Source organism: Pseudomonas baetica (genome assembly GCF_002813455.1).
Lineage (GTDB): Bacteria > Pseudomonadota > Gammaproteobacteria > Pseudomonadales > Pseudomonadaceae > Aquipseudomonas > Aquipseudomonas baetica.
In genome coordinates, this window is record NZ_PHHE01000001.1 from 6,000,494 (window position 1) to 6,021,648 (window position 21,155).

Below are 21,155 nucleotides of genomic sequence, written 5' to 3' on the forward strand. Positions count from 1 at the left end.
CGATGGATGGAAAAGCCCTATGAATCAACCCAGCCGTTCCGATGCTCTGTATGTCAGCCGCCGCAAGCTGTCAGCACGTGCCACACCCTATGTGTTTGCGTTGTACATGGCGACGATCATGGCGTTTCTGATGTCGCTGGTGATCACCGCCGCCAACTCCGGCATTGATAACGACTACCTGAGTAATGCGCTGCACGCCTACAAAACGGCAATGCCGGTGGCATTCCTGTGCATCCTCGTCGTCCGGCCCATCGTGATCAAACTGGTGGCGCTGACGGTGCATCCGCATCGTTGATTGCGGGCACCGTCCGAGCGCCTCAAAACAATTCGTCGAGCAATTGATAAAAGGCGATCAATCGCTGATCGGGTTCTACGCCATAGACCTCGAAAAACATCGGTACCCACTGTTTGCCGAGGTTGGAGCCAATGCTGTGTGTGGCCAAGGCGAGATCCTGATAACGATCGGCGACGCCGAGCCGCCCGCAGTCGACAAAGCCGCTGAATTGGCCGTTTTCAGCGAGCAGGTTCGGCAGGCAGGCATCGCCATGGGTCACCACCAGATCTTCATGATCAGGACGTTCGGCCAGTATCTGCTGGAACACATTCTCGGCCGTGCAGCCGATGCGCGCGTCGTCGAAATCCTGTTCGTCAATCAACCCGGCGAGCACGTGCTCCCGAGCCAGTGGGATTTTCTGATCAAGACGATGATCGAACGGGCAACGATTGATGGCCACCGCGTGCAGCGATCGCAAGGCATTGGCGGCCAGAGTGACGATCTGCTGCGGCGCCAGGTGTGCGCTGCTGGCCAGGTCCCGGCCCGGTATGGCGGTCATCAGTAACCAATTGCGATCCGCTTCGGTGGCGGTTTCCAGTACCCGTGGCGCGGGCAGATCCTGGCTCGCCATCCAGCGCAAACGTTGCACTTCCCCGGGCAACTCGCCCCAGATCATCACTTGCTCGGACTTCACAAACAGCGGCACTGAACCTTCAGGTGTGATCCGCAGAACGTCGGCACGGGATTCGCCGATCGTTTGCTGTTCGATGAGGGCGTCGGCGAACCGCTTGCGCCTTTGCTCTGGTAACACCATGTTCATGCGTCCCTTGCGGTCACGTAGAAGGCGCGCATTGTGCCGCGCCAGCGATGTTCTGCGCAAACGCTGCGCCGGGACTTGTCTGCCGGCAATCAATCGAAACTTCGTCATCCGCCTGACTGTCCAGACCCTTACACCTTCCGGCAGATGCGCTGCCGGAAAGGCTCCATGCACCGGTGAAAGGCGAGGAACACGATGACGATGACAGTGGGAGATTTTCTGGTTGAGCGGCTCAGCCAATGGGGCGTTACGCGGATATTTGGTTATCCGGGTGACGGTATCAACGGCGTGTTCGGCGCGCTCGACCGGGCCAAGGGAAAGATCGAATTCATCCAGGCGCGCCACGAAGAAATGGCGGCGTTCATGGCCTCGGCCCATGCCAAATTCACCGGCGAACTGGGCGTGTGCATCGCCACCTCAGGCCCAGGCGCGTCGCACCTGATCACCGGGCTCTACGATGCGCGGATGGACCACATGCCGGTGCTGGCAATTGTCGGTCAGCAGGCGCGCACGGCATTGGGCAGTCATTACCAGCAGGAGCTGGATCTGGTCTCGATGTTCAAGGACGTTGCCGGGGCTTTTGTGCAGCAGGCTTCGGCGCCATCGCAGGTCCGCCATTTGCTTGATCGCGCAGTGCGCACGGCAGTCGGCGAACGTCGCGTCACCGCGATTATCCTGCCCAATGACCTGCAGGATCTCCCTTACGAAGCCCCGGCCCGAGCCCATGGCACGGCGCATTCCGGTGTCGGTTACAGCAAGCCGAAAGTGCTGCCCTACGAGGCGGATTTGCAGCGCGCCGCCGAGGTGTTGAACGCAGGGGAAAAGGTCGCGATTCTCGTCGGCGCCGGTGCTCTGGAGGCGACCGATGAAGTGATTGCCGTGGCGGAAAAACTCGGTGCCGGGGTGGCCAAAGCACTACTCGGTAAAGCCGTGCTGCCCGACGATCTGCCGTGGGTCACCGGCAGCATCGGCTTGCTCGGCACCGAGCCGAGTTACAAGATGATGAGCGAGTGCGACACCTTGCTGGTGATCGGCTCGGGTTTCCCATATTCCGAATTCTTGCCCAAGGAAGGCCAGGCGCGTGGTGTGCAGATCGATCTGCAGCCCGACATGCTCAGCCTGCGCTACCCGATGGAGGTCAATCTGCAGGGCGACGCGGCTGAAACACTCGCGGCGTTACTGCCGCTGCTCGAACAGAAAACCTCGGGAAAATGGCGCAAGAAAGTCGAAGGCTGGCGCGGCAGCTGGGAGAAAACCCTGGAAAAACGCGCCATGGTCAAAGCCAAACCGATCAATTCGCAGCGAGTGGTGTACGAGTTGTCGCCGCGCGTGCCTGATCAGGCGATCATCACCAGTGACTCGGGCTCGTGCGCCAACTGGTACGCCCGCGACTTGAAGATTCGCCGTGGCATGAAGTGCTCCTTGTCCGGCGGGCTCGCCTCGATGGGCGCCGCCGTGCCTTACGCCATCGCGGCCAAATTCGCTTATCCCGAGCGCTCGGTGATCGCCTTGGTGGGCGATGGCGCGATGCAGATGAACAACATGGCCGAACTGATCACCGTCGCCAAATACTGGCGGCAGTGGGCGAGTCCGAAATGGATCTGCGCGGTGTTCAACAACGAGGATCTCAATCAGGTCACCTGGGAGCAGCGAGTGATGGAGGGCGATCCGAAATTCGAAGCGTCGCAGAGCATCCCGGATGTGCCTTATCACTTGTTCGCCATCTCCATTGGCCTGAAAGGCATCTTCGTCGACCGCGAAGAAGACGTTGCCGCTGCCTGGGAGCAGGCACTGGCCTCGGATGTGCCGGTGCTGATCGAGTTCAAGACCGACCCGAACGTGGCGCCGTTGCCTCCGCACATCAAACTTGAGCAAGCGAAGAAGTTCGCCACGACGTTGCTCAAGGGCGATCCGGACGAAGCCGGGATCATTATACAAACCGCCAAGCAGGTACTGAGCTCCGTTCTACCCGGAAAAAAATAACCCGAAACCCACTGACGACCCTGTAGGAGCTGCCGCAGGCTGCGATCTTTTGATTTTGTTTTTCAAGATCAAAAGATCGCAGCCTGCGGCAGCTCCTACACGGGGGCGACACAAAATCTGGAGGGGATCGATTTGATTTACATCGGCTGCGCAGGCTGGAATCTGGCGCGCGAACATTGGTCGTCGTTCCCGGCTGACGGCACGCACCTGCAACGCTAAGCCGCGCAATTCAACAGCGTTGAAATCAACAGTTCGTTCTGCGTTTCGCCGGTGCCGTGGTGCTGGAACCACGCCATGAATCGTGGATCAGTGCCGAGCCTTTGCTGATCACGCAGCAGATTACCCATGCGGCGGTCGATCCTTCGCGTATCAGCAGCGATCCGTTGCCGGGTGGCTGGAACGGAGTGAAGTATTGGCGCCTGCACGGTTCTGCGCGTATCTACCACAGCGCCTACGAATCGCCGTACCTGCAGCAACTGGCTCAGGCGTTGCGAAGCGCCGCTGCCGAAGGTGCCGCGACCTGGTGCATCTTCGACAATACCGCCAGCGGTGCTGCGCTTGGCAATGCGTTGAGCCTCGCCGGCCTGATCGCCGACTAGAGTTTTTGCACCGTATCCGTTGAGTCACCCCGACCCTCTCGCCAAAAGAAAAGGCTGGGGTGAGGGGTTAAGTCTAACTGACAGCACAAGCCTTAATTTCCGTCTGCCACCTTGCGCTCAATCTCATCGACCTTGCGCTGTAACGTTTCGGCATCCTGCTCTTTAACGCGTGTGGAAGACGGCGTGATGACCTCATCCACCGCGTTGGTGTCATCGTCCCGATCCTGAAGATCGCGCTCGACCACGTTCACCGGTTTACCGGACGTATCGGTAGGCGGGGCGTTTGGTGTTTTGTTGTCGTTACTGTTCATATCGTTGACCTCCGTGGGTGTAACCATTGGAGGAGGGACTGTGGCGAGCGTTCGATTTTTTTCAGAGGCTGTGAATGAGCGGTATTTCAGGCCCGCGGCGTGTTTCTCATGCCTCGCAGCGGATCATCCAGCAGACGAAACTGCTCAAGCATGAAATCGAGCAGTAACCGCGTTGACGGCAGCATCCCTTGCCGTGTCGCAAATACGGCGTGAATCATTTCTGTTCGGGGTGTCCAGTGCGGCAAAACCACGGCCAGTTCCCCGCGCTCGATGTAGTCGTGTACCAGTGACATGGGCATCTGTGCGACGCCGATGCTGTCGATAGCCGCGCAACGCAACATCGGCAGGCCTCTGGTAATGAGCTGCGGTCGGTGTTGCAGGGTGAATTCGCGGCCATCTTCATGGAACAGCGTCCAGCTGTAATCGCGTTGTGGGCTGCCGTGATGAACGCTGGGAAAGCGCGCTAGATCTTCCGGTCCGTCGGGTGTGCCCAAACGGTTCAAAAGCGCCGGACTGGCAACCAGGCACTGTGGCCGTTGCGACATGACGCGGCTGACCAGATTGGAGTCCTGAAGCGGCAAGGGGCGAACCCTCAACGCCAGATCTACGCCTTCGGCAACCACATCGACCTGACGATCACTGGCTTCCAGATGCACTTCCATGCGCGGGTGCATGGCCATGAACCGCGTGATGATTGCGCCAACGCATTCCTCTAGCAGCGCAGTCGGACAGGTGACACGCAGCACGCCGCCCGGCTCGGAGTGGGTCATGGCGATTGCCGCTTCTGCGGCTTCGGCCTCTTTGAGCATGGCGCGGCAATGGTCGTAATAGCTCTGCCCCAGTTCCGTCACCGAGAAGTTTCGGGTGTTGCGGATGATCAGGCGCACACCCAGCCGTTCTTCGAGGTGCGCGATGCGCCGGCTCAGGTTGGATTTTGGAATACCCAGCGCACGTGCGGTCGGCGCGAAACCGCCGTGGTCCACCACCATAACGAAGTACTGAAGGTCATTGAGATCCAGCACAGTCGAATTCCATTCAGTCAGAAGGCGTCAACTATACAAGGCTGATCGTCCCTTGTATGGGAATCAGCAGGCCGTTTTTTGCGACTACCGCGCCGGCCAGCCGGGGCTTTAAATTGCGGCCCTTGAATGACCGCCTCGGCATCCGCCTGAACCGTCAGCCCTGCGCACTGGCTGCGCAGTTTTTGCTGTTTCTCTGGATCTATAACGTGAACAAACTCTGTGAGATGCATTCTTTCGTGACGGTGGTCGACACCGGCAGTATTTCCGAAGCCGCGCGGCGCATGGGCGTTGCCAAATCGATGGTCAGTCAACGTCTTCAGCAACTGGAAAAGCGTTTGGGCAGTATTTTGCTGGAGCGCGGCCGGCATGCGCGCCTGACCGAATCGGGCGAGGTGTTCTACCGGTACTGTGTGCGTATCCTGGCGGATGTCGACGACGCCGAAGGCGCCGTTCAAACGTTCCAGTCAAGCCTGCACGGGAGCTTGCGAATCGCCGCGCCGATGGCGTTCAGTATTCGTTATCTGACGCCGATTCTGTCGTCGTTCGCCGTGCGTTATCCGCAGTTGCAACTGGACGTCGATTTTGACGACCGCCATGTCAATCTGCACGAAGAGCGCTACGACGCGGCCATCCGTATCGGTGAACTGCCAGACTCCTCGCTGGTGGCGAAAACTATCACGCCCAATCGCCACATCATTTGCGCCAGTCCTGAGTATCTGGCGGCGCATGGCGCGCCGCAAACCCCTCAGGAACTGTCCCGACACTTCGCGATGCTTTACGTGAACCGCGAGCCGCACGGCATGTGGACCTTGCCCGTGAACAATGCGCTGGAATCGTTTCGTGTCCGTTGTCGACTGCGTACCAACAATGCTCACCAACTCATGGAAGCGGCCAAGGCAGGCATGGGCCTGGCGATTCTGCCAACGTTCCTGGCCGCACAATCGATCGTCGCCGGCGAGTTGCAGGAGGTGCTGGCGCCTTATGCTCCGCGCGGTGGCAATATCTCGGTGGTGTACCGGCAATCACTGCGCGCATCGCCCAAGCTGCACGCCTTGGTGAGCTTTCTGACTGAGCAGATCGGCAGTCCGCCAGAGTGGGAGCAGATGCTTGCCACTCTGGCGCGGCAAGCAGGCTGAGTCGTTCGGAATTAACGAAACGCCGATTCGCTTTTTGCCTGCTTATGGGCCTTCGTGCCGTTCCTTAAGCTTTCCCTGAAAGGCGCCATCTCGAGTGCCTGACAGGGAAGACATGCATGAATAACACCCTTGATAAAGTCGACGTGGTGATAGTCGGCGGCGGTTCGGCTGGCGCGGTACTGGCGCGCCGACTCAGTGAGAACAACCAGCGTCAAGTGTTGCTGCTGGAGGCAGGCAAAAGCTTTTTACCCAACGAGTATCCGGACTTCGTGGCCAGCAGCGACATTGTCGGAGCCAACGCAGACCCAGCGTTCGAATGGGGTTTCAAAACCCGCCCCGGCTACATCGACCATCCCATCGGTGCCTTGCGCGGCAAGGTATTGGGGGGCAGTTCGGCGATCAACGGTGCCGTAGCGATCCGCGCCCGTGCCAGTGATTTTCAGCGCTGGGATCTGCCAGGGTGGAGTTATGAAGACGTACTGCCCGCCTTCAAGAAACTGGAGAGCCATAGCCGTGGTGCCAGCGACTTGCATGGCCATGATGGGCCACTGCCGGTCAAGCAACTGAGCAATCTGGACGTCACACCGATGCAGCGGGCGTTTATTCAGGCCACGTTTGCTTACGGCTACAAGATCATTGATGACTTTGACGGCGCGGATGCCAACGGCGTCGGCCCCTATCCGATGAATATCGTCGACGGCGTGCGCATCAACACCGGCATGGCCTATCTCACTGAACAGGTGCGAGCGCGCAGCAACCTGCAGATCCAGGCGAGCCGTGTGGTCGACAAAGTGCTGTTCGAGGGCCCGCGTGCCATAGGCGTACAAATGAGTGATGGCACGCAACGGTTGGCCAGTGAGGTGATCCTGTGCGCGGGCAGTTATGGTAGTGCGGCGATTCTGCTGCGCTCCGGCATTGGCCCTGCCGCTGATCTGGACGCTTTGCAGATTCCGCTGGTTGCGGATCTGCCGGTGGGTCAGCGTTTGATGGATCACCCGTTCTACTACAACGCCTATGCCACCCGTGCGGATTTGATCGGTCGGCAATCACCGGCCATCGGGGCCAAGCTGTGGACACACAGCCGCAGCGCCGAGAAAGGTGAGCTTGATCTGCATATCACCGCCACGCACCTGTTTCCTCACGAGCAGAGTCCGACCGGTGTCGGCTTCGTGCTCGCGGTCGCACTCACCCGGCCACAATCGCGCGGCAGCGTCACGCTGGCGAGTCGTGATCCGCTGGTGGCGCCCAATATTGACCTGAACTTCCTCGCCGAACCTGAGGATCGCCTGCGTCTGCTGGAGGGTATTCGCCTGGCGCGCAAAATCGGCGCCGCAGCGCCGTTGAACGCGTTTATCCACTCGGAGCTCAATCCGGGGGCGGTCCATGAGTCGGATGAAGCGCTGTTGGCGAGCGTGCGGGCGAGCCTGGACACGTATCACCACCCGACCTCAACCGCGCCCATGGGCAAGCCCGGTGATACCGCCGCAGTGGTCGATTTGCAGGCTCGTGTCATTGGCCTGCAAGGGCTGCGCGTGGTCGACGCATCGATCTTCCCGGATGTGCCGTCGGTCGCCACCAACATCACTGTGATTGCCGTTGCGGAAAAAATCGCCGCGCTCTACGCCTGACTTGAGGTCTCTAATGACTATGAACAACACACCGGTTTTGAACTGGATCGATGGCCTGTGGCTCGATTCGGGTATTTACAAAGACTCCATCGACCCTGCGACGTCTGAGCGGATCGGGCGATACGCCGAGGGCGGTGCCCATGAAGCGCAGCAGGGCATTGAAGCGGCGTTACGCTCGTTCGCACAAACATCGTGGAAAGATGACCGCACCCTGCGCGCCACGGTGCTGTTGGAGTTGGCGGACGCTTTCGAGCGCAATGCCGAAGAACTGATCGACACGTTGGCACTGGAAAACGGCAAGATCCGCCCTGAAGCCGAATTTGAAGTGCGGATGGTGCCGTCCAAGTTGCGCTATTACGCGGCAATGACGCGGGCCGAGTATGGGCGAGCGGCAGAGCCGAAACCCGGCAGGATTTCCATGGTATTGCGCCAGGCCGTGGGTGTGGCGGGCATCATCGTGCCGTGGAATTCACCGGTGGTATTGATGATTCGATCGTTGGCGCCGGCGCTGGCCGCCGGTTGCACCACGATCGTCAAAATGCCGGGGCAGACCGCCCAGACCAACGCGCTATTGGCACGAATCATGAGCGAGGCGCGGTCTTTGCCTCGCGGGGTCATCAATCTGTTCAGCGAACTGGGGGCGGCGGGTTCCATCCATCTGGTCGAGTCCCCCAAGGTGCCGGTGATCAGCTTTACCGGCAGCACCGGTACCGGCCGGGCGATCTCGGCGGCGGGGGCGCAACACCTCAAACGCTTCGGTCTGGAGCTGGGCGGGAAGACCCCGATGCTGGTATTCAACGATGCCGATCTTGAAGTCACGGTGCCGGTCTTGCTCAAGGCCCTGACGGTGTTCGCCGGGCAGTTCTGCATGACCGGTTCACGGCTATTGGTCCAGCGCGATATTGCGCCCGCGCTGATCGAACGTCTGGCTGCACGCCTTGAGGCCGTGCGCGTGGGGCCGGCGGCGGATCCGGTCAGTGAGATGGGGCCGTTGATCGACAAAGCCAATGTGCAACGCGTCAACCAAGTGGTCGAGGAGGCGATGGCTGCCGGTGCGCAAGTCATCGTGCGCGGCGGGCCGGTCACTGAAGGGCCGCTGGCCAAAGGCGCGTTTTATCGGCCGACGCTGTTGCGCGTCAGTGATCAGCACATGGCAATTGTCCAGCGCGAAACCTTCGGCCCGGTGCTGACATTGCAAGTGTTCGACACTGAGGCCGAGGCGATTGAACTGGCCAACAACAGCGAGTTCGGCCTGGCCGCCAGCGTCTGGACCCGTGATGTCGATCGCGCCCTGCGAGTCGCACGCGAGCTGGAGGCCGGCACTGTCTGGGTCAACGACTGGGCCATGGTGTTCGACGAGTTCGAGGAGGGCGGTTTCAAGCAATCGGGGCAGGGGCGGCTCAATGGGGTGGCGGCCATGGACGACTTCATTGAGTACAAACACATCGCGCTCAATCCCGGTCTGCGCCAGGTATGACCGCCATGCGATTGCAGCGCTTAATGATCGGGGCGGTGCTGGCCGGGACGCTGACAACATCCTCGGTCCTGCTCGCCACTGAAACAAGGAAAAACGCTATGCCCCAGGAGCGGTTGTACGATGCGTTGCTCGATGCGCTCACTGCGACGTTCGGCCGTCACCCCGGATTCAGGGCAACCCATGCCAAGGGTCTGCTGGTGAACGGCACATTCACCGCTTCACGCATCGCCGGCTCGATCAGCCGGGCAGCCCACTTGCAAGGGCAAACGGTGCCGGTGGTGCTGCGGTTCTCCAACTTCAGTGGCGTACCGGCTACCGCTGACGGCGATCCGATGGCGAGCCCTAAGGGGGTGGCGGTGCGTTTTGCCCTGCCGAACGGCGCGTTCACCGATATCGTGGCGCACTCGTTCGACGGCTTTCCGGTGGCCACGCCAGAAGACTTTCTGAGTTTTCTGCAAGGCATTGCCGCCAATGGCGCGACACCGCCGGATCCCCAGCCACTGCAAACCTTTCTGGCGAACCATCCACGGGCTGAGCATTTCCTGGAAGCGCCCAAACCGGCACCCCGTAGCTATGTGGCACTCGAGTACTTCGGTGTTAACGCGTTGGTGTTCATCAACCGCAATGGCGATCAGCTGATTGGCCGTTACCGCATCGAACCACTGCTCATGCTGCCATCATTGAGTGACGCCCAAGCGGCGGCGATGCCCGCTGATTACCTGCAGGAGGAAATCAGCGCGCGACTGAGCAAGGGTTCGTTGAAGATGCGCTTGGTGCTGCAATTGGCAGCGTCGGGAGACGTTGTCGAAGATGGCTCAATCCCGTGGTCACGTCAGAACGAGGAGCTTGAGCTGGGGATTTTCAGCCTTGATGCCCTGGAACCGGCCGAAACGCAGCAACTCGCCCAGCAACGTCTGGCGTTCAGCCCGGGGCGCTTGCTCGACGGCATCAACCTCAGTGCCGACCCGATGACGCTGGCGCGTGATCGTATTTATCAACGGGCGGTATTCAGGCGACAGCAACCATGAGTAGCAATACAGGCGCTCGCTGGAAGCAGTGGGTGTTGTCATGGTTGGTCGTCTTGCCGCTGACGGTGAGCATGCCATGGGGATTGGCGACGCTGCTGGAACTGGCAGACCTGGAATGGCCGGGTTGGCTGTTCAAAGTGGTGGTGGCCGGGTTGATCTCTTTCAACATGGTCTACTGGATGCTGCCGTTGAGTGCGCGACTGCTGTCACGCTGGATGCTGCGTTAGGGTCTGTGCTCCGCCCTCCGTTCAAGAGGGCGGAGCACTGGACTCAGTCCTTAAGAATGTCGCGATCCTTGGTTTCCGGCAGGAAGAACGTGCCGAGTATCGCGGTCATCACCGCAATGACGATCGGGTACCACAGCCCGTAATAAATATCCCCGGTGGCCGCGACCATCGCGAAGGCCACGGTCGGCAGGAAGCCGCCGAACCAGCCATTGCCGATGTGATAGGGCAGCGACATCGAGGTGTAGCGGATGCGGGTCGGGAACAGCTCGACCAGCCACGCCGCAATCGGGCCGTACACCATGGTCACGTAGATCACCAGAATGGTCAGCAGGAGCAAGACCATCGGGTAATTGGTTTTGGCCGGATCGGCTTTCTCCGGGTAGCCCGCTTCCTTCAGTGCGCCACTCAGGTTGGCGGTAAACGCATCGTTACGCGCCTTGAAGTCAGCGGCGGGCAGGGTGCTGCCCTCGAAACTTTCGATGACTTTGTCGCCGATGCGCACTTGCGCGACGGTGCCCGGTTCGGCCTCTACGTTCTCATACGGGATCGCCCGTTTCGCCAGCAGGGTCTTGGCCACGTCGCAGGAACTGGTGAATTTGGCCTTGCCCACCGGGTCGAACTGGAACGAGCACTGATCGGAATTGGCGATCACCTTGACCGGGTTTTTCTCCTGGGCGATGAACACGTCGGGGTTACCGTACTGGGTCAACGCATGGAAGATTGGAAAGTAGGTCAGCGCCGCCAGAATGCAGCCGACCATGATGATCGGCTTGCGGCCAATACGGTCGGACAGGCTGCCGAAGATCACGAAGAACGGCGTGCCGATCAGCAGCGAACCGGCGATCAGCAGGTTGGCGGTTTGCGGGTCGATCTTCAGTGTCTGCAATAGAAAGAACAGCGCATAGAACTGCCCGGTGTACCAGACCACCGCCTGCCCGGCGGTGCCGCCGAGCAGCGACATGATCACCACTTTGAGGTTGTCCCAACGGGCGAAGGACTCGGTCAGCGGCGCCTTGGAGGCCTTGCCTTCAGCCTTCATCTTCTGGAACACCGGCGACTCGCTCAGTTGCAGGCGGATGTACACCGAAACGATCAGCAGCAGGATCGACAGCAGGAACGGAATTCGCCAGCCCCATGCTTCAAACGCTTCGGTGCCCAGCGCGGTGCGGCAGGCCAGAATCACCAGCAGCGAGAGGAACAGGCCGAGGGTGGCGGTGGTTTGAATCCATGAAGTGAAGAAACCACGTCTGCCCGGCGGCGCGTGTTCGGCCACGTAAGTCGCTGCACCGCCGTACTCACCGCCCAGCGCCAGACCTTGCAGTAGCCGCAGAGTGATCAGAATCACAGGCGCGGCGACACCGATAGTCGCGTAGCCGGGCAGCAGACCGACGATGGCCGTGGACACACCCATGATCACAATGGTGATCAGGAACGTGTGTTTGCGTCCGATCATGTCGCCGAGCCGGCCAAACACGATGGCGCCGAACGGCCGTACCGCGAATCCAGCAGCGAAGGCGAGCAGGGCAAAGATGAACGCGGTGGTCTCGTTGACGCCGGCGAAAAAGTGTTTGGCGATGATCGCCGCCAGTGAGCCATAGAGGTAAAAGTCGTACCACTCGAATACCGTACCGAGGGACGAAGCGAAGATGACCTTGCGCTCCTCCTTGGTGATGCCGCCGCTACGGGGTGGACTGCCTGAGGATGTCGTGTCGATTGTGGCCATGGGTGTACTCCGTCGTGCTTGTTTTTTTGTAGGCCGGAGTCCCCCCAATACCGCTTTATTGCACCCTGGCCTTGTGGCGTATGCCGCAATTGCTGTCGCGTGAAACCTGCACAGTCTGACCGCCTCGCCGGTGTGCGAGGTTTCCTGAAGCATAATCAGCTTCTGGCAGATATCCACTCGCCAGCACTGGCACCTACGCCTTGACCCAGCGCTGGCGGCTCCACGCACTCAACCAGTCCACCGCAAACACCAGCACCAGCATCGCCAGAATCACCGTACTGGCCTGCGCCTCCTGAAACAGGCTCAGGCTCACATACAACATCTGGCCCAAACCGCCCGCGCCGACGAAACCCAGCACGCTGGCCATGCGAATGTTGTTTTCCCAACGATAGAGGATGTAGGCGAGCAGTTGCGGGGCGAGGTTGGGCAGGGTGCCGTAGCAGAAGGCGAGGACAGGGTTGCCACCCTGCAAGCGGATCGCTTCGGCCGGTTGCGGCGGGGTGTTTTCCAGCGCTTCGGCAAACAGGCGGCCGAGTACGCCGGTGGTGTGCAGGGCGAGGGCGAGGGTGCCGGCGTTCGGGCCGAGCCCGGCGGCGAGCACCATCAGCGCGGCCCAGACCAGTTCCGGAATTGCCCGCAGGCCATTGAGCAGCAGGCGCGAAGCACTGCGCAGCGGCCAGCCGAATCGCCCGGCGGCGGGCAGGGCAAGGACGATGCCGAAGACTGCCGCCAGCAGGGTGCCGAGGGCCGACATGGCCAGGGTTTCCAGCGAGCCATGGAGGATCGCTTTCAAGTAATCGGCGCTCAGATCCGGGCTGAGAAAGCGCTGCACGTACGCGCCCATCTGTTTCAGGCTGGTGGCAGTGCCCAGTTCGCCGAGGTCGAGCCCTAAGTAAATGAACGAAGCGACGACGGCCACGCCGATGCCAGCAATCAGCAACAGATTGATCAGGCGGTTCATGTCAGCCTCCAGCGCAGCAAGCGGCTGAGTTGATCGGCTACCAGCACCAGCAGCAGGAAGGTCAGCAGAATGCTGGCGACTTCACCGCCCGCGAACATGCGGATCGACAGGTCGATCTGCTGGCCCAGGCCACCGGCACCAACAAACCCCATCACTACCGAAGCGCGGATCGCGCACTCCCAGCGATAGACCGTGTACGAGAGCAGTTCTGCACCGACATTGGGCAAAATTCCGTAGGCAAAAGCTGCCAGACGTCCACTGCCCGATTGCAACAGGGCATGCGCCGGGCGTTGGTTGGTGGATTCGAAAATCTCTGCGTAGACCTTGCCGAGCATGCCGCTGTAAGTGATCGCAATCGCCAGCACGCCCGCCGCCGGGCCGAGGCCGACTGCACGCACAAACAGCAACGCCCAGACAATCTCCGGCACGCTGCGCAGGAAGATCAGTAATCCGCGAATCGGCCAGCGCAACAAACGCCCGAGCCGATTCGGCACGCCACCCCGGGAAGCCGCAGACAGCGACAAGGCGCGACTGGCCAGGAGGCCGGCGGGCACCGCCAACAGCAATGCCAACGCCATGCCGGCGGTGGCTATCGCCAGGGTTTGCAGCGTGGCTTTGAGCAACAACTGCAAAAAGTCCTCATCGTGCGCAGGCGGCCAGAACTGCGCGACAAACCGGCCCATTTCATTCTGGGTGTCGGGCAGCAGCACGCCCAGATTTAGCTCGCTGAGTTGGACCCCCGGCCATAGCAACGCAATCGCCAATACCGTCAGCAGCAGACGTGGCCAGGCAGCGGGATCCCGTGAATCGGCCTTCAGCATCGTGGAATCTGCACAGTTAAAGGCGTAACCGCCACTGTCGGTGACTGCAGTTGTTCGTTGGCGTACAGCGCGTCGAGCATCTTGCGGCTGACTTGATCGGCAGGGCTGTCGAACAGAATCTGCCCGTCACGCAAGCCGATGATGCGCGGGAAGTGCGACAGCGCGAGGTCCACCGCATGCAGGCTCGCCACCAGCGTGACGCTGTGCTCGCGGGCATGGCGTGACAGTACCGACAGCGTGTGCCCGGCCATGACCGGGTCCATCGCCGATACCGGCTCGTCAGCCAGCAGAATCTCCGGTGCCTGATACAGCACGCGGGCAATGCCGACGCGCTGCAATTGGCCGCCCGACAGTTGCTGGCAATGGGCGAACAATTTGTCGGCCAGATCCAGGCGTGCCAATGCTGCCCGAGCGCCGGGTACATCCAGTGGGTGCAGCAAATTAATCAGGCTTTTCAGCAGGCTCCATTGCCCGAGTTTGCCGGCCAGCACCGCCGTCACCACGCGCTGCCGCAATGGCAGCGGCGGCGCCTGATGCACCAGACCGATCCGGGCACGCAGCCGTTGTCGTTGTCGCGAAGACAAATGCCAGGCGCGCTCGCCGAGCACTTCGATCTCGCCGCTGCTGGGCCGCAGTGCGGTGGCCAGCAGGTTGAGCAAACTCGATTTACCGGCCCCGGACGGGCCGATGATCGCGACTTGTTCGCCGACGCCAATCTGCAAGTCGACGCCGCGCAGGGCATCGACTCCATTGGCGTGGCGCAGGCTGCCTTGAGTGAGGCGTAGCGTCATTTCAGCAGTTCGGCAGCGCGGGCGGCTTCCTCGATGCCCTTGTAGTTCTCAGGCTTGGTGTCGATGAATTTGCTGGCGGCTTGCAGATCAAGGATCTTCTTCTGCTCAGGGTTGGCCGGGTCGAGATCAAGGAAGGCTTTCTTGATCTTCGCCGCCAGGGCTGGATCGAGCGTGCCGCGCACGGTCCAGTTGTAATCGAAGTAGGTCGGGGTGGTGGCGAAGACTTTGACCTTGTTGGTGTCGACCTTGCCGGCATCCACCAGTTTCTGCCAGACACTGGCGTTCAGAACCCCTGCATCGACCTTGCCGGCCTGCACCCAGGCAACGGTGGCATCGTGGGCGCCGGAATAGGCCACGCGGCTGAAATACGCTTCAGGCTTGATGCCGTCATTTTTCAGCATGAAGTAACGCGGCATCAGACTGCCGGAGGTAGACGATACCGAACCGAAGGCAAAAGTCTTGCCTTTGAGGTCGGCGAGGCTTTTGACGTTCGGGTCGGCGGTGATGAATTTGCTGGTGAACTGTGCATCCTGCTCACGCTGCACCAGCGGGATCACCGGGGTAGTGGCGTCGGTCTTCAGGCGCGCCTGTACGAAGGTGAAACCGCCCAGCCAGGCCATGTCGAGACGGTCGGTGGCCAGCGCTTCAACCACCGCCGGGTAATCGGCCACCGGGACGAACTGCACCTTCATGCCCAATTGCTGCTCCAGATAAGCACCCAATGGCTCGAACTTGCGCAGCAGTTCGGTCGGGGCTTCATCGGGAATGGCGCTGACCCGCAACACATCAGCGGCTTGCGCTGCCAGCGCGGAAAGGGACAGGGCCAGGCCGGCCGTCAGTGCCAGGGTTCGTTTGAGCATGGAATTCTCCGTTTCGTGAGCGTCAAAGTCGAAGCGCCGCCGTTGTGCAGTCGAGGCTGGGCGCAAAGTCAGGTTAGACGAAACGGCGAGGTTATACGCATTTGAGGGTTTAAAGGCCAGCACACGATATTTGCGTTAGGTTTCACCTGTAGGAGCTGCCGCAGGCTGCGATCTTTTGATCTTGTTTTTAAAAGTCAAAAGATCGCAGCCTTCGGCAACTCCTACAGGGGTGATCAATGGTTTTCTGGCAGTTTGGCGATGACCTTGATCTCGAAGTCGAAACCATACAGCCAGGTCACGCCTATGGCCGTCGCGGTCGGGTGGGGAGCGTTGCCCCAGAATTCGGAGACGACGATATTCCAGATCGTTTCGAACTTCGATTGCGGGTCGACGATAAACACGGTGACATCCACTACATCCTCAAAACTGCTCCCGGCAGCCTTCAGGATCGCATTGAGGTTGTCGAAGGCTCGCCGCACTTGGGTTTCCAGATCCGGTTCGGGCGATCCGTCGTCGGTGCTGCCAACTTGTCCCGAGACAAACAGAAAGCCGTTAGAGCGTACGGCCGGGGAGTAATGATGGCGTTCGTAAAGTGCCCGGCGCCCAGGTGGAAAAACAACATCGCGCTGCGTCATGGGGTGTCTCCATCAGTGAGTTGATGAAGTGACTGTAGGGCCTTGCATCGAAGCGATAAACGCGCAACCTTGGCGCTCACTGTTTGCGAAATACAAACAATCAGAGGGCGCGAAGTGGACCGTTTCGATGCAATGCAGGCGTTTGCCCGGGTAGTCGAGGCCGGCAGTTTTACCAAAGCCGCCGAGACCCTGCACATGAGCAAGACCACCGTGACCCAACTGGTCCAGCAACTGGAGGCACGGTTGCGGGTCAGATTGCTCAATCGCACAACGCGCAAGGTCAATGTCACGGCCGATGGCGCGGCGTATTACGAGCGAGTGATCAAGCTGCTGGCCGACATGGAAGACGCTGAAACCAGCTTGCCTGGCGCGGCAGCGATCCCCAGGGGGCGCCTGCGCGTCGATGTGCCGAGCCCGTTTGCGCGACTGATTCTGATGCCGGCATTGCCCGAATTTCACGCGCGTTACCCGGACATTCAGATCGATATGGGCGTCAGCGATCGCATCGTCGACATCATTGATGAGAACGTCGATTGCGTGGTGCGTGGCGGTGAGCTGCTCGATCAGTCGCTGATGGCGCGCAAGGTCGCGGACTTGCAACCGGGCGTGTTTGCCGCGCCCGCCTATCTGGCCCGCGCCGGCACGCCGGTGCATCCGCAAGCGCTGGAAGACTCGCATCATCGGGTGGTCGGCTTCTTGTGGGCACGCACCGGCAAGCCCGTGCCTTACGCCTTGCATAACAACAGCGAACATCTGCAAATCAAGGGCCGCCATGTGCTGGCGGTCGATGACGGCAATGCCTACCTTGCGGCGGGTCTGGCCGGTATGGGTGTGCTTTGGCTACCCCGTTACATGTCCGATGCGCACGTAGCCAGGGGCGAGCTGATGCCGTTGTTCGAGGATTGGCAGCTTGAGCCGATGCCGCTCTATGTGGCTTACCCGCCGAACCGGCATGTCAGCCTGAAGTTGCGAGTGTTTATCGATTGGATTGTCGAGTTGATGACGGCCCGCGCGATTGGTGGAGTTATTGCTAGCACGGATGCAAAGCCGTCAAATAACCAACACCCCTGACAACCCGAAGGCCTGCGGCGTTGATCAGAAGAGCGTAGCGCTCAAGGAGCTTCTCTCGTCATGAATATGTACATCGATATCGTTGGCACCTGCAATTTGAGTTGCCCATCCTGCCCGATGGGTAACTCGGAGAATCTGAATTTCAAATAGTCCATGCAGATCGACATGTTCAGGCAGATCGTCGAGAAAGCCAAAGGCGAAGGCGTGCGCGAGATTTATCTCTACAACTGGACTGAGCCACTGGTGCATCCAAAGATTGGCGAGTTCATCGAGATTATCAATGCGGCCGGCATGAAGAGCGGCATCAGCACTAACCTCAATCTCGCCAAGAACATGGAAAAGGCCTTGATGGCCCAGCCAGGTTACTTCCGTGTTTCGCTGTCAGGGTTTTATCAGGAAACCTACGCGAAGGGGCATGCCGGTGGTGACATTGAAGTTGTCAAACAGAACATGATCAAACTGTCTGAAATTAAGCAGCAGTTTAATTTGCAGACAGAGGTCGACGTTTACTATCACCGCTACCTCGACAACATGGAAGAAGAAGGCTTGATGCGCGAGTTCAGCGAGCGCCTCGGCTTCAAGTTCAGCACCGGTTACTCGGTGATGATGCCGCTGGAAAAGACCCAGGCCATTGTCGCGCACGACCCATCGGTGACGGACACTGACCACGAAACCTTGAAAAGGCTCGCGTTACCGCCTTACGCGGACCTGATCAACATGGTCCAGCACTTCCCCCGAGAGGCGTGCACGCTCAAAGACAACTGGCTGGTGATTGACTGCAACGGCAATACGGTTCTGGGCTGCGCAGTGTTCAATCAATCCGAATATCAGGTTGGCAAATACCTCGATATGCCGCTCGATGAACTGACCCGGCGCAAATCCACACAGGAAAACTGCGCCGACATGTGCGACCGTTGCGCCAGCAAGGGCCTGCATGTCTACGCGATGTACCCCAACCAAGGGGTGCTGGAAAAGCATGCGGTCAATCGCATCATTGATTTCCAGCGACGCATCATTCTTGATCAGCCCATCGAGAGCGAGCGACTTGGCCGGGCCGGCGAAGTCAGTGCGGAAAACTTCGATGAAGAGCAGTATTTTCAATTGAACGAAGACGTCCGCGCTGCCTTTTCCACCGGCGCCTTCGCCAGTGCCTATCATCACTATGTGCTGTTCGGCCGTCTGGAAGGGCGATTGGGCGCTGGTGTGTTTTCAGAGGTTTGAACGATCTCGGCATGACTGCAGAGGGTTCGATAGCCAAGTGTCAGAACATTTGGCCATCGGATCATTTTCAATGTCAGCGGCGCGATTGACTCTGGCGCAGAACAGGCCAACTATCGGCGGATAACAACATGACCGATGGACCCGACCTTGATCGAACGACGCCAATTCAGCGGAGGCATGAAGGGGAAAAACCTCCGCTATCTGAATGAGCAATCCACTGACAGCCGCGTGACCCGCACCGGTTTCCTGCTGCTCGAACACTTTTCACTGCCGGCCTTCACCCAAGCGCTGGACACGATCATCACCGCCAATCTGTTGCGTGCAGAGCTGTTTGCTTCGCGTACGTTCGGCTTGGGTGACGATGAGGTCGTCAGCGATTTGGGCCTGGTCATTCGCCCGGATGCACGGATTGATCCGGCTGCGCTCCACGATTTGGATCTGCTGGTGGTGTGTGGCGGTTATCGCACCGAACTGAAGGCGACGGATGAGTTGATCAGCTTGTTGCGCACGGCGGCGGAGCGGGGCGTGTCGCTCGCCGGTTTGTGGAATGGCGCTTGGTTTCTCGGGCGCGCCGGATTACTCGATGGCTATCGCTGCGCGATCCACCCGGAACATCGTCCGGCGCTCACCGAAATTGCCAAATCCACGCAAGTCAGCAGCGAGCCTTATGTGATTGATCGCGACCGGCTCACGGCGTCGAGTCCGTCCGGGGCGTTCCACATGGCGCTGGACTGGATCAAAGGCTTGCACGGCAAGGCGTTGGTCGAGGGCATCGAAGATATTCTGGCGTTTGAAGAGTCGCGGTATCGACGGATCAAACCGGATGAAAACATCTGCGTCAGTGCGCCGTTGCGTGAAGTGGTGAAGCTGATGGATGCCAATCTGGAGGAACCGCTGGAGCTGGAGCAACTGGCGGTGTACGCCGGACGGTCACGTCGCCAGTTGGAGCGCTTGTTCAAGGAACAACTGGGCACCACGCCGCAGCGCTATTACCTGGAACTGCGCATCACCGAAGCACGGCGTTTGCTGCAACACACGGAGCTGTCACAAGTGGAAGTGCTCGTAGCGTGCGGCTTCGTTTCCCCAAGCCATTTCAGCAAATGCTACAGCTCATATTTCGGCTACAGACCTTCCAAAGAAAAACGGCTGGTCAAATAGCTTTAATGCCGTGTTGGGGGCCTTTACCGGAGGGACAGCTGACGCAGTCGGTGGCGTACATCCCAAAAGTGATGTCACAATGCCTTGGCTGATTGCGGGTCGCCTGATCCACGCAATAAGTCAACCATGAGCAATCTAGAACAGGAGTTCAGATGAGTACCTTCGATAGCAATCATAAACTGATAATTGCTGCCTTCTTGGCCTTGAAAAACAAGGCCATTATTTTGGAAAAGCACACGCTGCGCGGCAATTACCAGATCAACAAGAACCGCCTGCCGTTCTTTATGGTGCACAACTACTACTCGCACCTCAGGGATGTATGCGACCTGCCGATCGTTTTCATGATGAATGAGGAATTGTCCAACACCGCTGCGAGACACTTGTGCCCCGAATTGGTGGTTGAGATGCTGGAGGAGCAACATTTGACACCTCGTGTACAGGTCGATGGCAAGGGGGCCGCTCTGGAGCATGAGGATTTCAAAGCGTCGTTGTCCGATATCAGTGCGCTTTTCTCCGATCGTATCAATGGAATGGTGGGGAGCTTGATGCTGGACTTCACGGTTTCGGCGTTTTCCTGCTTCGAACACTGGATTACGAAGCTCTACGGCGGCTATGCCGAGACGCTTGAGGCGGATTACGAAAAAAGCCGGAAGGATAAAGTCAGCAAGCTGCTCAAGCGACATGGCGAATCGAACTCGGACGAGGATAGGTCGAAGTACCTGAACGAAATTCTGGAGGTGCGAGGTCCTCACCGATCTATCCCGGACAAGATCAATGCGCTTTACAAGATGGTCGACGAGCAGAAGTACGGGCGGAACATCAACCACGATAAGAACATCATCCAATTCTTGGGTGCCTGCCGGAACACAGTTCATAACGCAGGCTTGCATCGAAAGGACCCGCTACAGATTATCTGTAACGGAATTACCTATTCCCTGGATACAGACAGACCCTGGTATAACGCTAGCTATCCTCAATCGATTGCGTTGCTGGGTGAGCTAGTGGATATCTATAGCCACCTCATCAGATCTCTGGATGATTATCCTTTGGACGCAGTCTGTGAGGAAATCAAGCGGCAGCCAGATATGATGCTTTTCGAAACGGCTGTCGAGCATGCCTATAGGTCTGATGGGCAAACTCCGCTCGAATATATACTCGTCGAGGAATTTGAGGTCGGCGAGGTACAGGCGGCGAACATTGCGAAACGTCTTGCGAGGATCAAGGCCGACACCTCCCGGGACCCTGATGAGTTTTGCATCTTTGAGATCCTGTCAGGCGACCTGCTGAAACCCCTCGAGACTCAACCTGTGCCCTGATCCTCGGCCGCTCGTAAGCGCGGGTACCCAAGCCTTTTCGGGGGCTTGGGAAACACCTTTGATTAGGCGACTGCGCGGCCCTTTACGAGTGATTCA

At 59.3% G+C, this 21,155-nt stretch carries 20 protein-coding genes and 1 pseudogene; 12 read left to right on the plus strand and 9 right to left on the minus strand.

Annotation, left to right across the window (positions count from 1 at the left end; all coding sequences use genetic code 11):
- Positions 1 to 19 precede the first annotated feature (19 nt).
- Positions 20 to 295 carry a DUF2798 domain-containing protein gene (locus ATI02_RS27775; protein WP_095190962.1) on the plus strand — a complete coding sequence of 92 codons (276 nt, stop codon included), beginning with the start codon at positions 20 to 22 and terminating at the stop codon, positions 293 to 295.
- A gap of 22 nt (positions 296 to 317) precedes the next feature.
- Here the strand turns inward: ATI02_RS27775 and ATI02_RS27780 are convergent, their stop codons facing one another.
- Positions 318 to 1,088: an APH(3') family aminoglycoside O-phosphotransferase gene (locus ATI02_RS27780; protein WP_100848512.1), complete on the minus strand. Its 771-nt coding sequence runs from the start codon at positions 1,086 to 1,088 to the stop codon at positions 318 to 320.
- A gap of 198 nt (positions 1,089 to 1,286) precedes the next feature.
- Between ATI02_RS27780 and ATI02_RS27785 the strand changes: the two genes are divergently transcribed.
- Both ATI02_RS27785 and ATI02_RS27795 read left to right on the plus strand, forming a co-directional pair.
- Positions 1,287 to 3,074: a thiamine pyrophosphate-requiring protein gene (locus ATI02_RS27785; RefSeq protein WP_100847941.1), complete on the plus strand. Its 1,788-nt coding sequence runs from the start codon at positions 1,287 to 1,289 to the stop codon at positions 3,072 to 3,074.
- A 132-nt stretch (positions 3,075 to 3,206) separates the two neighbouring features.
- Positions 3,207 to 3,673 (plus strand): annotated as a pseudogene (locus tag ATI02_RS27795) (DUF72 domain-containing protein).
- Positions 3,674 to 3,765: 92 nt separating this feature from the next.
- Here ATI02_RS27795 and ATI02_RS27800 read toward each other — a convergent pair.
- Together ATI02_RS27800 and ATI02_RS27805 are read right to left on the minus strand one after the other, a co-directional pair.
- On the minus strand, positions 3,766 to 3,984 hold the full coding sequence (locus ATI02_RS27800) for a hypothetical protein (protein ID WP_095190959.1): 219 nt from the start codon (positions 3,982 to 3,984) through the stop codon (positions 3,766 to 3,768).
- An 86-nt stretch (positions 3,985 to 4,070) separates the two neighbouring features.
- Complete coding sequence (locus tag ATI02_RS27805; RefSeq protein ID WP_100847942.1) at positions 4,071 to 5,006, minus strand: LysR substrate-binding domain-containing protein; 936 nt, start codon at positions 5,004 to 5,006, stop codon at positions 4,071 to 4,073.
- Positions 5,007 to 5,212: 206 nt separating this feature from the next.
- On the opposite strand from ATI02_RS27805, the gene ATI02_RS27810 reads away from it, so the two are divergent.
- From ATI02_RS27810 to ATI02_RS27830, 5 genes are all read left to right on the plus strand, one after another.
- Positions 5,213 to 6,142, plus strand: coding sequence for a LysR family transcriptional regulator (locus ATI02_RS27810; protein ID WP_100848513.1), 930 nt, complete (start codon positions 5,213 to 5,215; stop codon positions 6,140 to 6,142).
- Between the two features lie 116 nt (positions 6,143 to 6,258).
- Positions 6,259 to 7,770 carry a GMC family oxidoreductase gene (locus tag ATI02_RS27815; RefSeq protein WP_100847943.1) on the plus strand — a complete coding sequence of 504 codons (1,512 nt, stop codon included), beginning with the start codon at positions 6,259 to 6,261 and terminating at the stop codon, positions 7,768 to 7,770.
- Positions 7,771 to 7,789: 19 nt separating this feature from the next.
- Positions 7,790 to 9,247, plus strand: coding sequence for an aldehyde dehydrogenase family protein (locus tag ATI02_RS27820; RefSeq protein WP_095190970.1), 1,458 nt, complete (start codon positions 7,790 to 7,792; stop codon positions 9,245 to 9,247).
- Between the two features lie 98 nt (positions 9,248 to 9,345).
- Positions 9,346 to 10,275 carry a catalase family peroxidase gene (locus ATI02_RS27825; protein WP_238156292.1) on the plus strand — a complete coding sequence of 310 codons (930 nt, stop codon included), beginning with the start codon at positions 9,346 to 9,348 and terminating at the stop codon, positions 10,273 to 10,275.
- The gene (locus ATI02_RS27830) at positions 10,272 to 10,502 is read left to right on the plus strand and encodes a putative antibiotic biosynthesis monooxygenase (protein ID WP_047302112.1); all 231 of its coding nucleotides are present in this window, start codon (positions 10,272 to 10,274) and stop codon (positions 10,500 to 10,502) included. The genes ATI02_RS27825 and ATI02_RS27830 overlap by 4 nt, the downstream gene beginning before the upstream one ends.
- 43 nt (positions 10,503 to 10,545) lie before the next feature.
- Here ATI02_RS27830 and ATI02_RS27835 read toward each other — a convergent pair whose 3' ends face one another.
- The 6 genes from ATI02_RS27835 to ATI02_RS27860 all read right to left on the minus strand — a co-directional run bounded on the left by ATI02_RS27835 (position 10,546) and on the right by ATI02_RS27860 (position 16,293).
- Complete coding sequence (locus ATI02_RS27835; RefSeq protein ID WP_095190955.1) at positions 10,546 to 12,225, minus strand: MFS transporter; 1,680 nt, start codon at positions 12,223 to 12,225, stop codon at positions 10,546 to 10,548.
- Positions 12,226 to 12,418: 193 nt separating this feature from the next.
- Positions 12,419 to 13,186: a phosphonate ABC transporter, permease protein PhnE gene (phnE, locus tag ATI02_RS27840; protein ID WP_095190954.1), complete on the minus strand. Its 768-nt coding sequence runs from the start codon at positions 13,184 to 13,186 to the stop codon at positions 12,419 to 12,421.
- Complete coding sequence (locus ATI02_RS27845; RefSeq protein ID WP_100847945.1) at positions 13,183 to 14,007, minus strand: PhnE/PtxC family ABC transporter permease; 825 nt, start codon at positions 14,005 to 14,007, stop codon at positions 13,183 to 13,185. Before ATI02_RS27845 ends, phnE begins: the two co-directional genes overlap by 4 nt.
- A complete protein-coding gene (locus ATI02_RS27850; RefSeq protein ID WP_100847946.1) occupies positions 14,001 to 14,798 on the minus strand; it encodes a phosphonate ABC transporter ATP-binding protein in 798 nt (265 codons plus the stop codon). Before ATI02_RS27850 ends, ATI02_RS27845 begins: the two co-directional genes overlap by 7 nt.
- The gene (locus ATI02_RS27855) at positions 14,795 to 15,658 is read right to left on the minus strand and encodes a putative selenate ABC transporter substrate-binding protein (protein ID WP_095190951.1); all 864 of its coding nucleotides are present in this window, start codon (positions 15,656 to 15,658) and stop codon (positions 14,795 to 14,797) included. The genes ATI02_RS27850 and ATI02_RS27855 overlap by 4 nt, the downstream gene beginning before the upstream one ends.
- 233 nt (positions 15,659 to 15,891) lie before the next feature.
- Positions 15,892 to 16,293 (minus strand): RidA family protein, encoded by a 402-nt coding sequence (locus tag ATI02_RS27860; RefSeq protein WP_100847947.1) that lies wholly within the window; start codon positions 16,291 to 16,293, stop codon positions 15,892 to 15,894.
- 114 nt (positions 16,294 to 16,407) lie between these two features.
- On the opposite strand from ATI02_RS27860, the gene ATI02_RS27865 reads away from it, so the two are divergent.
- The 4 genes from ATI02_RS27865 to ATI02_RS27880 all read left to right on the plus strand — a co-directional run bounded on the left by ATI02_RS27865 (position 16,408) and on the right by ATI02_RS27880 (position 21,059).
- Positions 16,408 to 17,364, plus strand: a complete 957-nt coding sequence (locus ATI02_RS27865; protein WP_244196554.1) for a LysR family transcriptional regulator — start codon at positions 16,408 to 16,410, stop codon at positions 17,362 to 17,364.
- A gap of 165 nt (positions 17,365 to 17,529) precedes the next feature.
- A complete protein-coding gene (locus tag ATI02_RS27870) occupies positions 17,530 to 18,585 on the plus strand; it encodes a radical SAM protein (RefSeq protein ID WP_238156291.1) in 1,056 nt (351 codons plus the stop codon).
- Between the two features lie 135 nt (positions 18,586 to 18,720).
- Entirely contained in the window at positions 18,721 to 19,743 is a 1,023-nt protein-coding gene (locus ATI02_RS27875) for a transcriptional regulator SouR (protein WP_095190949.1), read from the plus strand.
- 152 nt (positions 19,744 to 19,895) lie between these two features.
- A complete protein-coding gene (locus ATI02_RS27880; protein ID WP_095190948.1) occupies positions 19,896 to 21,059 on the plus strand; it encodes a hypothetical protein in 1,164 nt (387 codons plus the stop codon).
- Positions 21,060 to 21,155 lie beyond the last annotated feature (96 nt).

What these genes read in the sequence shown, in the direction of transcription:
- ATI02_RS27875 (WP_095190949.1), top strand. Translation starts at nt 18,721, where the DNA reads ATGGACCCGACCTTGATCGAACGACGCCAATTCAGCGGAGGCATGAAG.
- ATI02_RS27835 (WP_095190955.1), bottom strand. Translation starts at nt 12,225, where the DNA reads ATGGCCACAATCGACACGACATCCTCAGGCAGTCCACCCCGTAGCGGC.
- ATI02_RS27785 (WP_100847941.1), top strand. Translation starts at nt 1,287, where the DNA reads ATGACGATGACAGTGGGAGATTTTCTGGTTGAGCGGCTCAGCCAATGG.
- ATI02_RS27815 (WP_100847943.1), top strand. Translation starts at nt 6,259, where the DNA reads ATGAATAACACCCTTGATAAAGTCGACGTGGTGATAGTCGGCGGCGGT.
- ATI02_RS27880 (WP_095190948.1), top strand. Translation starts at nt 19,896, where the DNA reads ATGAGTACCTTCGATAGCAATCATAAACTGATAATTGCTGCCTTCTTG.
- ATI02_RS27800 (WP_095190959.1), bottom strand. Translation starts at nt 3,984, where the DNA reads ATGAACAGTAACGACAACAAAACACCAAACGCCCCGCCTACCGATACG.
- ATI02_RS27820 (WP_095190970.1), top strand. Translation starts at nt 7,790, where the DNA reads ATGAACAACACACCGGTTTTGAACTGGATCGATGGCCTGTGGCTCGAT.
- ATI02_RS27780 (WP_100848512.1), bottom strand. Translation starts at nt 1,088, where the DNA reads ATGGTGTTACCAGAGCAAAGGCGCAAGCGGTTCGCCGACGCCCTCATC.
- ATI02_RS27845 (WP_100847945.1), bottom strand. Translation starts at nt 14,007, where the DNA reads ATGCTGAAGGCCGATTCACGGGATCCCGCTGCCTGGCCACGTCTGCTG.
- ATI02_RS27850 (WP_100847946.1), bottom strand. Translation starts at nt 14,798, where the DNA reads ATGACGCTACGCCTCACTCAAGGCAGCCTGCGCCACGCCAATGGAGTC.
- ATI02_RS27870 (WP_238156291.1), top strand. Translation starts at nt 17,530, where the DNA reads ATGTTCAGGCAGATCGTCGAGAAAGCCAAAGGCGAAGGCGTGCGCGAG.
- phnE (WP_095190954.1), bottom strand. Translation starts at nt 13,186, where the DNA reads ATGAACCGCCTGATCAATCTGTTGCTGATTGCTGGCATCGGCGTGGCC.
- ATI02_RS27860 (WP_100847947.1), bottom strand. Translation starts at nt 16,293, where the DNA reads ATGACGCAGCGCGATGTTGTTTTTCCACCTGGGCGCCGGGCACTTTAC.
- ATI02_RS27830 (WP_047302112.1), top strand. Translation starts at nt 10,272, where the DNA reads ATGAGTAGCAATACAGGCGCTCGCTGGAAGCAGTGGGTGTTGTCATGG.
- ATI02_RS27825 (WP_238156292.1), top strand. Translation starts at nt 9,346, where the DNA reads ATGCCCCAGGAGCGGTTGTACGATGCGTTGCTCGATGCGCTCACTGCG.
- ATI02_RS27775 (WP_095190962.1), top strand. Translation starts at nt 20, where the DNA reads ATGAATCAACCCAGCCGTTCCGATGCTCTGTATGTCAGCCGCCGCAAG.
- ATI02_RS27855 (WP_095190951.1), bottom strand. Translation starts at nt 15,658, where the DNA reads ATGCTCAAACGAACCCTGGCACTGACGGCCGGCCTGGCCCTGTCCCTT.